Origin of the sequence: Pseudoalteromonas rhizosphaerae (assembly GCF_028885455.1) — a bacterium.
GTDB classification, from domain to species: Bacteria; Pseudomonadota; Gammaproteobacteria; order Enterobacterales; family Alteromonadaceae; genus Pseudoalteromonas; species Pseudoalteromonas rhizosphaerae.
The window spans coordinates 2,482,238-2,494,470 of sequence record NZ_CP118496.1; the positions used below are offsets into that span (position 1 = coordinate 2,482,238).

Sequence of the window (12,233 nt, forward strand, 5' to 3'; positions counted from 1 at the left end):
TTGATTTAAACACATTAAAATGAAGGTATAAACCAGTAAAGTAATTACAAAGGAAGGCATATTTTGAAACCTCAAGACCCCAAAATCACAAATACTTTCGATAAAACAGCATTGATCGCGGAAGGTGGTGGGCAACGAGGGATCTTCACCGCAGGTGTACTCGATGCATGGCTTGAACATGAATATGACCCATTCGATTTATTTATTGGTACTTCAGCAGGTTCACAAAACCTTACTAGCTATTTAGCTCGCCAAAAAGGGTATGCCAAACGCTTAATAAGAGGGCTTTCGCGTCACAAACGATTTTTTCAATTAGGCCGTGGTTTAGTTGGTAAACATATAGTCGACTTAGACTGGTACTTTGATAAAACTACCGAAGTTAACAGAGCACTTGATTTTAAAACTGCAAAAGCCAGTTTGGGTGAACGGGAGTTACTTATTACCGCCACTAATGCCCGTGATCGAAAACCTTATTTTTTATCACCAACCGGTGAAGGCCAGCAATGGCGAGATCTATTAAAAGCGTCAAGTGCACTGCCATTTTTATATAAACAAGGTGTAAAACTCACGCCATGGTTAAATGCATTAGCTGCTAATGAAATAGATAAAACCGACGTACACGCTGAGTCAGACTTTTACCTAGATGGTGGCCTTGCTGCGCCACTACCAGTGCGCGAAGCCTACAATCGTGGTGCACGTAAAATTGTGGTGATCCGCACAGTTGATCAAGACTTTCAAGCGCAATCGGCATGGGTAAACAAGTTAAAAGCGTTTGTTTGTGCATCAGGATATTGCCCAAAAACCTTAGATTACTTATTACAACACGAACAAGCGTATGAGGATGAGTTAGCATTTATTGCCAATCCTCCTAAAGATGTAGAAATAATACAAATTTTTGCAAACCAAAAGCTTTCGAGCAAATTACTTGGTAGTTCAACCAATGATCTACGTCGTGATTATAAATTAGGTTTATTGGCAGGTAATAACTATTTTACTGAGCAATACCCAGCAAACAATACCCATCCTGTTGCTGTAGCTAACTAATTAGTATTGATAAATTTATTCCGATCAGTTGTATGTGAGTTGGATAAGTCTCATATGTTGTTAGTTTATAATTAATAAGCGAGTCATAAATGGCTCGCATTAACGACCCGAGGCCTGCCTTTATAATTACTGATCGCTGCGCCAATTAAAACAAATGCCAATGCAATTAAAATTGACCATGAAAAATGTATTTGTTGAGCCATAACCAGTAACACGGTAGATAGTAGCGGTGTTAAAAAACTCAAAGAGGCAAGTAACGTTTTATTACCTCTTTTTAAAGCGATGTCCCATAAGTAAAATGCGCCACCGACAGGTCCTAACCCTAACAAAAAAATACCTACAGTCTGCGTTAATGAAAAACGTGTGACTGTTTGTTCAAAATATATATGTGCCAATAAGGCCAAAATAGCTACATAAAGAGAAAGCCAACCAATATCATCAACGTGATTATCAAAGCGAGTCATGAACAATGAATAACTCGACCATAATAGCGCACAACTCGCAGCAAATAGGTAGCCTAAAAAGTACTGGCTATTGATAGTAAAACCACTGCCATCACTAATTAAAAACACGATCCCTATAAAACCAACCAGCCCGCCTATAATCGCATTTATTTTGTTTTCAGACCGCGCGACAAAAACACCCAATAACAATGGCCATAAATATACAATCAGGCTAATTTCGATCAATGGTGCATATTTAAGTGCCATAAAATAACAAAAATGAAAACCAAATAAACCAACTATGCCAATAATTGTTTGCGCCTTACCAAGTGTAGGCAGAGTTAACAAACGCTGCTTGGTAACAAGCCGTTTAATAAACAGCAATAAGAACGACACAAAGAAGCACATAAATAGTAATTGAAAAGCCGGTAATGCTTTAGTTAAATTACCTAACAATGCTAATGCGCCCCATAAAAAAATAGCTAATACGCCGAAAATTGTAGACATAGCAAACATTTAATTAAAAATTAATTGATAAAGGTAGTTTATCAATTTTACTATCTAACACTGTACTTAAAAGGCGATATTGTTGACGCTAAAGCTGCTTTTTTAAGTCTCGTGGGGATTGTTTGAAGTAGCAAGTGAAGGCGCGACTAAAAGCTGATGGGTCGTTATAACCAACCTGTTCACCAATTACTGCTATAGGTAAATCAGAGTAACAAAGTAAGGAACGCGCATGTTCCATTCTTAATTGCGTGTGATGTTTAACCGGGCTGGTGTGCATACATTGCTTAAAAACCGCTTTGAATTGAGTAACACTTAAACATGCAACCGCTGCCATATCATTCAATGTATAGTCTATCGATAAATCTTTTTTTATTAATAACAAAACGTTATTTATCCGCGGATCAATAGTCGCATTGGTAGTTTGTTGCCTGAGTAACACCAAAAATAAATTAAAACATAACGCTGCTTCATCTATGTTAGTTACACCTTGCAACTGCTTTTGGGTAAAACTTAGATAGCTCATTAATTTATCGTCAATACTGAAACAGGGGGCATTCATCGTCGTTAAGTTATTAGGGAGCTCTAATAAATCGGCCACTATAAAACGCGCATTTTCATCTGATTTAAACGCATGTAGAGTATTTTTAGGGATCACAACACATTGACCAACACCAACAGGCGCCGCGAAATTATTCATTTCAAGTTCTATATAGCCACTAAGTGGTAAAACAAGTTGGTGATAGTGGTGCTGGTGGCTGTGGATTTTTCGTGTGTAATATCGAATCGATAAGCTATTCATCTATTAAATTTAATAATTGCTATGACAAACAATCATGAAGGGAATTGTAGGGTGTTGTAAATAACTTTTTGTTATTTTAATACACTCAATACTTGCTAATTTATATCAGCAAGATAAAGTATTGCCAACTAAATATTCTTAAATTCAGCATATGTATTCTATTGCAGGTTGAAAAATAATAACAAGGGCAAACATGTTTGATTTAATCGTAGGCAGTATAAATAACCTACTTTGGGGTGAAGGACAAATACTGATCTACATTTTACTGTTTACAGGTATTTGGTTTTCAGTACGCTTAAAACTGATTCAAATTTTAAAATTTAAACACATGTTCAGCCTTCTCAAAGGCAGTAGCAAATGCAATAAAAACGACATTAGTTCGTTTCAAGCACTGTGCACCGGATTAAGTGCGCGGGTTGGAACTGGCAATTTAGCCGGTGTTGCTGTTGCGATATCATTAGGTGGCAGTGGCGCCATATTTTGGATGTGGGTGATTGCCATACTGGGCATGGCGACCGGTTTTGCAGAAAGCGTACTTGGCCAAGTGTATAAAGTACGTGATAGCCAAGGCGAATTTAGAGGTGGCCCCGCTTATTATATTCAACAAGGAATAGGCAGCCGTAGTCTCGCTATCGCGTTTGCGTTGTGTTTGTTCTTAGGTTATGGCTTTACTTTTAGCGCGATGCAAACCAACACCATTACTGATGCGCTTAATTTCGCTTTTGAAATTCCAACCTTATACTCAGGCATAGTCATAACTCTGCTTGCAGGCTCTATTATACTCGGTGGCTTTAAAGCTATTGCCCGCTTTGCTGAGCGAGTAGTGCCGGTGATGGGCATTGTATTTGTACTGGCAGCTGTGATTATTACCTTGATTAACTTCACCCAAGTACCTGCTATGTTGAAGGATATATTCTTATCTGCTTTTGGGCTACAAGAAGCCGGTGCAGGCGCAATGGGCGCGGCAATCAAAAACGGTATTCAACGCGGCTTGTATTCGAACGAGGCTGGCGCAGGCAGTGTACCGCATGCATCAGCAAGTGCGTCGCCCATTCCAAATCACCCAGTAACGCAAGGGTATATTCAAATGCTTGGGGTGTTTTTTGATACTATCGTGTTGTGTAGTTGTACCGCTGTGATTATCTTACTTGCTGATATTGATATCAGTGGTGAGATGGCAGGCATTCGCTTAACACAAGCGGCAATGACCGCACATTTAGCACAAGGGGGCGTGTACTTTGTAGCAGCAGCCATTACTTTATTTGCCTTTACCTCGGTAGTGGCTAATTACGCTTACGCCGAAAGTAACCTACATTTATTTAAGCTCGATAATAAAGTAGGGCGCGGCATTTACACATTTTTATATCTATCAATGATGATGTGGGGGGCGTCTGCCACATTAAAAGAAGTATGGGATTTAGCCGATATTGCTCTTGGCTTGATGACAGTTGTCAATGTAATTGCCATAATACTGCTCACCCCGACTATTTTAAATGTCACAGACGATTATAATAGGCAACGAGCTGAAGGTATTGAGCCTGAATTTAATGCAAAAAATGTGCTCATTCAAGGTAAAACCGAGCAGGGTATTTGGCACTAAACATGACTATTGCTGTGAGGTTTTTTGCATAAGTATTCACCTTGCTGGTTGTTGAAAATGATTAAGTATTTTTATGATTGATATATATGCAGGTAAAACTGCGGCAAAAATAATTACAGAACAAGGTTTTAAGCCAGACCTTTTTAATGCCTTTTTAGGTGCATCCGGTGGCCCTAAATGGTTTACTTTATTTGGTTTAGATAAGTATATTTTTGGTGAGTTTTTTAAAAACCGATCATCGCAACTCAATTTAATTGGATCATCGGCTGGAGCATTCAGATCTGCATGTTTTTCACAAAACGATCCCGTTGCGGCCATTGAACGCTTAGCAAAATCGTATTCGCAAACCCGATATTCTAGTAATAAACCCACTCCTAATGAAATTACCACTAAAGCCCGCGCACTACTCGAAGATGTGTTTGGCGATAACGGTGTCACCGAAATTATAAATAACCCCGTATTTAAAGCGCATTTTATCGTTGCAAAATCTAACGGGTTAATTGCCAGTGAACATAAATTAATACAGCTTTTGGGTTTATCAAAAAGTTATCTGTTTAATCGCGTTAATCGTAAATTATTAGGCGGGCAATATGAGCGTTTTATTTTTGGCGCACCGAATAGTAATTTAAGTATTACTGACAGCTACAATTTTAAAACTCAAAATATCGCACTCACACAAACAAATTTAAAAGATGCCTTACTGGCATCGGGATCAATACCGCTAGTAATGCAAGGTATAAAAAATATTGCCGGCGCGCCTGCAGGCATGTATCGCGATGGTGGTATTGTTGATTACCACTTTGATTTTAAAATTAACAATCCTGGACTTATTCTATATCCACATTTCAATTCAGATCCAAAAGCAGGGTGGTTTGATAAAAGTTTAAAACGTAAAGTCGCCGCTGAAAATTACGATAACGTAGTAATGATCACTCCCTCTAAAAAATTCATCGCCAGCTTACCTTACGGAAAAATCCCCGACAGAAACGACTTTACAGAACTCGATGTGGATACACGCATTAAATATTGGAACACCGTGTTTAGTGAAACTGAAAAATTAGCCGATGATTTTGATAAAAAACTCAATAGTGAAAATGTTGAGCTGAAAATAATTGAATGATCTAATCTATCAAGTAATGTAGTTTTATCACTGATAGTTAACAGCCCATAAATTACGTTATGTTAAATAGGCTGAAATAAATTAAAGTGGGCGTAATCATACGAACTAGCCCACTTTTAGAAGGGTTTTGATGTCTTAATTTAGCTCAGAATCTACCCAGAATTTAGTGCCTTTTAGTACGGCTTGTAATGCAAGGCCATTTTCGGTTAATGAATAAACAGTTACTTGACCTGCAATGGCTTCGGCAACAAGTGCACCGCCTTTATCTTGGTATTTTGCCGCTGCATCGGCATTGCCACCGAAGGCCCAACCATTTTCAATAAAACGATTTAACGCAGCTTGATTATGAAAAACCATTACAACGTTAAAGTCTTTAACACCTAAACCAAGTCCTAAACCAGCTTCACCCATATTCATATAAGTGGATTTACCCGTCAAATTATTTTTAACCACACCATAGCCGCCACCAAAGCTGGCTAAAACAACATTGACATTAGCATTATCAAATACTGCATAACCAGCGGCATTTTTAATTTGCTCTTTAACATCTGGTTTTTCTTTGTATAATTTACTGAGTGTATCTGCTCGCATATTTTGCACTAGATTACGCTTTTCAGTTGGAGAAGCACTACCTGTTGTAGCACAACCAAACAGGACTAATGTAAGTGCAACTAAACTTAAAACTATTAACTTTTTCATATGCCTTCCTTAAACCAGCAACATTGCCTTGGTATTATCTGATTAGCTTAACAATATAATTATTCACTAAGTCCAATACTAGACAGTATCGGACTTTAAAGTTAAACTTTAACTACTTTATTTTATTAGAAATAACTATATTATGCTTGTTGCTTTGGTCGATACATTAAAACAATTACGGTATCAAATTGCCCATCTTGAAGATGATACAATGCAATCAGAATACCCAGAACTTGCCACCTTTATACAGCAAGTTGGCTTGACTGTCGCTGAATCTAAGCAAGAATTAGTATTTTTGTATCAATTTTTATATGTTTATGGCCGAAAATCAGAAGCGACATATAATCGTTTTCGGAACGAACTCGAACGCTTTTACCTATGGTCTTGGTTAGTCGCAGAAAAATCAGTATTTGAATTAAAACGTGAAGACATAGAAGCCTATGTCGATTTTATGGTCGAACCCGATAAAAGCTGGGCGATGACTTCATTGCAATGGCGCTATAAAGATGAGCAAGGGATCCGTAGATTAAACGAAAATTGGCGCCCTTTTATGCTCAAAGAATCTATTGCTAGCCAACAAACATTAGCGGCCATGTTTACTGCTTTAAATGTATTTTACAAGTTTGCTATTTTAGAAGAAAAAACCTTTGCTAACTTTGTACCGGTTGTAAAAAAGAATAGCCCTTATTTAGTTGTGCAATCACAAATAAAAATTCCTGATACCTTGAGTGATATTCAATGGGAATATGTATTTGGTGTCACACGTGATAAGTGTGAGCAACAACCTGATCTTGAAAGAAATTTATTTACCTTAGCGTGTTTAAAAGGTCTTTATTTACGGATCTCTGAACTATCAGAGCGACCACAATGGTCGCCTGTTATGTCTCATTTTTGGCAAGATAATGATGGCTTTTGGTTTTTAAGAATTATGGGTAAAGGAAATAAATTACGTGATGTCACACTCAGTGAAGATTTTGTAACTTATTTAAAACGTTATAGGTTGTACCGAGGTTTACCAGCCCTGCCCCGCGTTGATGAATCTGATCCATTGGTGCATAAAATTCGTGGTCAAGGCGGAATGACCGTTCGACAAATTCGTCGCTTAGTTCAACAAAGTTTTGATTTAGCCAAACAATCTTTACTTGATGATGGCTTTACTGATGATGCCGAGCAACTAGAATCGGCAACAGCGCATTGGCTCAGACATACTGGTGCTACGCATGATGCACAAACTCGCCCTTTAAAACATTTATCAGAAGATTTAGGACATGCAAAAATTGCCACCACCGATCAAATATATATTCAGACAAATATCAAAGAACGAGCAAAATCTGGACTTAAAAGGAAAATCTAAATGGAATATGTTGTATTAGCTGCAGTGGGTTTAGCCTTTTTAATTTATTCATTATCTATGCATCAATTAGAGCGAGCTGAAATTACCGGACCTATGTTTTTTGTTATTATCGGTGCGTTGATCGGGTTTATGCTACCAAGTAAAACGGCATATTTAACCAGAGACTTAGATCACTTATTACCTTTAATAGAATTAACACTGAGCATATTTTTATTTACTGATGCGGCAAAAACCAAACTGATGGTTTTAAAACACAGTTTTCAATACCCTAGCCTATTACTTTTTATTGCTTTACCACTTACCTTGTTTGCTGGAATTATTATTGCGAGTTTAATGTTTACCCAGCTGACACTTATTCAAGCTGCACTAGTTGCAATAATATTAACGCCGACAGATGCAGCGCTTAGTAAAGGATTATTAAATAGCAGCGCGGTGCCTGAAAAAATTCGTGAAGGGATCAATACTGAAAGTGGTTTAAACGATGGTTTATGTGTGCCAATATTTTTAGTCTTGATGTTGTTAGCAAAAGAGCCTGCATCTACATTTTCGGTTTTTGATACGGTCATTGTTTTTGCGCGTGAATTAGGTGTGGCTATTCTGGTTGCAGTTGCTGCAATGGGATTGATCATTCCCGCGATTAAATTTGCCATGCAACGTCATTATTTTTCAAATAATAGTAGCCCATTTTTAGTGGTTGGTATGGCAATGGCCATTTTTTCAATCGCACAAAGTTTGCATAGCAGTGGTTTTATTGCGGTGTTTGTTGCTGGATTAATTTTTGATAGATTTACCAATCAGGCTTTACGCTTAAAACTCGTTGAAGATAGTGAACACATCGCTGACTTTACTGGTTTGTTGATCTGGTGTTTATTTGGTTTTGTATGCAGCTATTTAGTTTTGCCAGAATTATCATGGGCACTTACTGTATTTGCACTACTGAGTACAACGCTTATTCGAATTATCCCTGTGATGTTGTCATTACAATTTACTAAATTAAAAATGAAAGAACGTTTTACTTTTGCTTGGTTTGGCCCGAGAGGCTTAGCATCTATTGTATTTACTTTAATGGTGATCGATAGCGGCATCGAAAATAAATACCTTATAGCTACGATTGCTATGACAACTATTTTATTTAGTGTTTTTATTCATGGTATGAGCACCAAGCCTATTGCTGATAGTTATTTAAAATAAAAAAACGATATAAAAAATGCCGCATTCCTTTTTAAAAGCGTGCGGCATTTTTATATTAAATGTTATTGCTTAGCTTATCTGCTAGTAGTTCTATTGGGTGTTTTGGTTTGAATTTTTCATAGCGTTTAACTTGGCTACGACAAGAAAAACCGGTTGCTAATAATTGCTCAGGTTTATTTTTCTCTACAACACCTTGCCAACTCATTTCATATAATGCTCGAGAGTTTTTCTGGTTTTGCGCTTCATGGCCATATGTACCTGCCATACCGCAACACCCTGTTGCTGTTGTATTAAGTTTTAGGCCTAAGTCAGTAAAAATTGTTTGCCATACATTCGCCGCTTTTGGTAAAGCGGTTGTTTCAGTACAATGACTTAATAACGTAAATGTTATATTGCTATCAACTTTGTTAGCTAATGATTTAAAAGATTGTGTTGCTAACCATTCATGAGCAAGTAGCACTTCAAATTCACCACGTTCATCACCTAAAATAGAATTATATTCATCCCGATAACACATTACTAATGATGCATCTAAACCTACAAGTGGTGCATTTATTTCAGATAATGAATTTAAAAATGTTGCTGCATTTTTTGCTGTGATCTTAAATTCATTTAAAAAACCTTTAACGTGTTGCGGTTTTCCATTTGGCTTAAACGGTAACAGTATTGGCTTCTTACCTAGTGCGGAAATTATTTTTATAAAACTTTCTACCAGCTCAGCTTCATAAAAACTGGTAAACGGATCTTGCACAATTAGTACATACTCACTTTGTTGCTCGGGAGATAAGCCTGAAAGTTGTGCAAAATTAAATTCGTGTGTTTTATTAATCCGTTTTGTTAAACGTGGTGAACTAAGCACGGGTGTATCAACATAGCCAACAGATTTTTTTATTAATGAGCTGACTAATTTAGTTTTTACAATTGGGTTTATTACATTTGAAAATTTGGCCATTAATGGTGCACTGGCTTCAATATTACCGACTAGATAATCTTTAAGTGGGCGCGCGTAGTAACTGTGATAATAATTTAAAAAACGTGATCTAAAAGTCGGTACATCAACTTTTATTGGGCACGCTGTGGTACATGCTTTACACGCTAAACACTCATCCATTGAGGCTTTAACTTCATGAGAAAAATCATATACGCCTTTCTTTTTATCGCGGCTATGTTGAAAACGTTCCCACCAGGTGATCACTTCACCTTTGTTAAGTTCTTTTTCAACCTCAATTAAATCAATCTCTTTTGCTTCTTGTAATCGTAACCATTCTCGCATTAAACTTGCGCGACCTTTAGGTGAATTACGACGATCACCGGTTACTTTATATGATGGGCACATAGGAGAGTTTTCATCATAGTTAAAGCAAATACCATTACCATTGCATGTCATTGCATTATTAAAACTAGTTTTAACATCAACCGAAATTTGTCTGTCGAACCATGCACGCTTTTGATCGTCAACGCTAACTAGTGAGTCCTTACTTTCAATTGGAGTACATATTTTACCGGGATTAATCCTATTGTTAGGATCAAAAGCTGATTTTATAAGTCGTAATTGCTTAAATAAATGCTCACCAAAAAACTCAGGGCCATATTCACTTCTATACCCTTTGCCGTGCTCGCCCCACATTAAACCACCGTATTTAGCTGTGAGTTTAACAACTTCATCAGAGATCACCCGCAGTAATTTTTCTTGTTCGGGATCACACATATCAAGTGCCGGTCTAACATGTAATACACCGGCATCAACATGACCAAACATGCCATATTGTAAATTATGGCTATCGAGCAAAGCTCTAAATTCAACAATATAATCTGCAAGATTCTCAGGTGGTACGGCGGTGTCTTCAGCAAACGCCAAAGGTTTTTGTGCGCCTTTAACATTACCCAACAAGCCAACTGATTTTTTACGCATGGCATAAATTTTTAAAATATCAGCCTTACTGCTGGTTAGTTGATAACCAATTACGCCATTTTTTTGTTGTGCAACGCAATCATCGAGCAATGCACATAGCGACTCAACTTTGTCTTTTATGTCATCAGGCGATACAGCATTAAACTCAACCATGTTAAGCCCTTGCATATCTTTATTTGGCACATCGGTTATTAAGTCCGATACTGAATGCCAAATTATATCTTCACGTGCAAGATTTAAAACTTTGCTGTCAACGGTTTCAACTGAGGTAGCACGGGCATCGACCAAAAATGGTGAATGCCGCAGTGCCGAATCAAAGCTATCATACTTGATGTTGATTAAGGTTTTGAATTCAGCAATAGGTGTGATGTTTAATTTAGCCTCAGTAACAATACCAAGCGAACCTTCTGAGCCAGTTATTAGCCTACTCATATCAAAAGTTTGTAAGTCATCACTTAGCACATGTTCTAGGTCATATCCGGTTAAAAAGCGATTTAAACGTGGAAACTTGGCTAAAATTGCATCCCGCTCAGACAAACAAATATCAAGCACTGTTGCGTACAGTTTACCGATTGTAGTGTTTTGTTCGGCGATTAGTTTGGCTTTATCAATGTCGATTGGTGTCGTTGACATTTGTGTGCCATCGACTAAATAAGTGGTAAGTCCTAAAACATGATCGCTAGTTTTACCATACACCAGTGAGCCTTGTCCTGATGCATCGGTATTAACCATTCCGCCGATTGTTGCGCGATTACTCGTTGATAAATCAGGTGCAAAGAAAAATCCATAAGGGCGTAAAAAATCATTTAGTTGATCTTTAATCACGCCCGTTTGCACTCTAACCCAACCTTCTTCAGGATTAATTTCGAGGATTTCTCGCATATAACGTGATAAATCGACTACGATCCCGGGAGTTAATGATTGACCGTTGGTGCCTGTACCACCGCCGCGAGGTCCAAAAGTCAGCGATAGATAAGGGTCTTGTGCAGCAGTTTGCAGGGCAATTTGAATATCTTTTTCAGTTTTAGGAAAAATAACACTTTGCGGTAACTGCTGGTAAATACTGTTATCAGTTGATGCAGTTATACGAGTGGCATAACTTGCATCAGTGTCGCCAGTAAACCCTTGTTTAATTATAGTTTTTAAGTAACTTGCGACTAAATCGGTCGCGGCATCTTGTTGGCTAATAGTTGCTATCATGACGGTAGTAAATTAAGGCATTTGTTCGATTATATCATGCTAAAGAGCAATAGAAATTGAAGATTTTACAGTTTGTAACACTCTTTTTATCGTAAAAAGACTGTGATTACTTATACTCATAGTAGATGCTTAATTGCGAGGGAATTGAAATGAAAAAATGTGTATTAGTTTTAGTCGGTAGTTTATTTATGTTGCTAGGATTATTTTTTGCTATTGTACCAGGCCCTTCTTTGATCTTTTTTATTGCAGGGCTTATGTGTTTCTCTTTTTATTACCCTAAAGCACGCCATTATTTAGCAATTTGCCAAAAAGCGCTGACAAAATCTTGCGCGTTCTTAGATAAGAAGTTAGCCCGATAAAAGTT

At 37.5% G+C, this 12,233-nt stretch carries 10 protein-coding genes; 6 read left to right on the top strand and 4 right to left on the bottom strand.

The window, feature by feature from the left end; all coding sequences use genetic code 11:
• Window positions 1–63: 63 nt before the first annotated feature.
• On the top strand, window positions 64–1,044 hold the full coding sequence (locus PVK79_RS10435; RefSeq protein WP_145239058.1) for a patatin-like phospholipase family protein: 981 nt from the start codon (window positions 64–66) through the stop codon (window positions 1,042–1,044).
• An 83-nt stretch (window positions 1,045–1,127) separates the two neighbouring features.
• Here PVK79_RS10435 and PVK79_RS10440 read toward each other — a convergent pair whose 3' ends face one another.
• Window positions 1,128–1,994 (bottom strand): DMT family transporter, encoded by an 867-nt coding sequence (locus PVK79_RS10440; RefSeq protein ID WP_257326647.1) that lies wholly within the window; start codon window positions 1,992–1,994, stop codon window positions 1,128–1,130.
• 88 nt (window positions 1,995–2,082) lie between these two features.
• The gene (locus PVK79_RS10445) at window positions 2,083–2,793 is read right to left on the bottom strand and encodes a helix-turn-helix domain-containing protein (protein ID WP_145239052.1); all 711 of its coding nucleotides are present in this window, start codon (window positions 2,791–2,793) and stop codon (window positions 2,083–2,085) included.
• Between the two features lie 193 nt (window positions 2,794–2,986).
• Here PVK79_RS10445 and PVK79_RS10450 point away from each other — a divergent pair, with 193 nt between their 5' ends.
• Window positions 2,987–4,393, top strand: a complete 1,407-nt coding sequence (locus tag PVK79_RS10450) for an alanine/glycine:cation symporter family protein (RefSeq protein ID WP_182717275.1) — start codon at window positions 2,987–2,989, stop codon at window positions 4,391–4,393.
• Window positions 4,394–4,466: 73 nt separating this feature from the next.
• A complete protein-coding gene (locus PVK79_RS10455; RefSeq protein ID WP_257326650.1) occupies window positions 4,467–5,513 on the top strand; it encodes a patatin-like phospholipase family protein in 1,047 nt (348 codons plus the stop codon).
• Window positions 5,514–5,648: 135 nt separating this feature from the next.
• On the opposite strand, the gene PVK79_RS10460 is transcribed toward PVK79_RS10455, so the two are convergent.
• On the bottom strand, window positions 5,649–6,212 hold the full coding sequence (locus PVK79_RS10460; RefSeq protein WP_182778923.1) for a lipid-binding SYLF domain-containing protein: 564 nt from the start codon (window positions 6,210–6,212) through the stop codon (window positions 5,649–5,651).
• 142 nt (window positions 6,213–6,354) lie between these two features.
• On the opposite strand from PVK79_RS10460, the gene PVK79_RS10465 reads away from it, so the two are divergent.
• Together PVK79_RS10465 and PVK79_RS10470 are read left to right on the top strand one after the other, a co-directional pair.
• Window positions 6,355–7,566, top strand: a complete 1,212-nt coding sequence (locus PVK79_RS10465; RefSeq protein WP_257326674.1) for a tyrosine-type recombinase/integrase — start codon at window positions 6,355–6,357, stop codon at window positions 7,564–7,566.
• The gene (locus tag PVK79_RS10470; RefSeq protein ID WP_257326675.1) at window positions 7,567–8,757 is read left to right on the top strand and encodes a cation:proton antiporter; all 1,191 of its coding nucleotides are present in this window, start codon (window positions 7,567–7,569) and stop codon (window positions 8,755–8,757) included.
• Between the two features lie 55 nt (window positions 8,758–8,812).
• Here PVK79_RS10470 and ydiJ read toward each other — a convergent pair whose 3' ends face one another.
• Window positions 8,813–11,869: a D-2-hydroxyglutarate dehydrogenase YdiJ gene (ydiJ, locus tag PVK79_RS10475; RefSeq protein ID WP_257326677.1), complete on the bottom strand. Its 3,057-nt coding sequence runs from the start codon at window positions 11,867–11,869 to the stop codon at window positions 8,813–8,815.
• Between the two features lie 149 nt (window positions 11,870–12,018).
• Between ydiJ and PVK79_RS10480 the strand changes: the two genes are divergently transcribed.
• Entirely contained in the window at window positions 12,019–12,228 is a 210-nt protein-coding gene (locus PVK79_RS10480; protein ID WP_145239030.1) for a PGPGW domain-containing protein, read from the top strand.
• The last annotated feature ends 5 nt before the right edge of the window (window positions 12,229–12,233 follow it).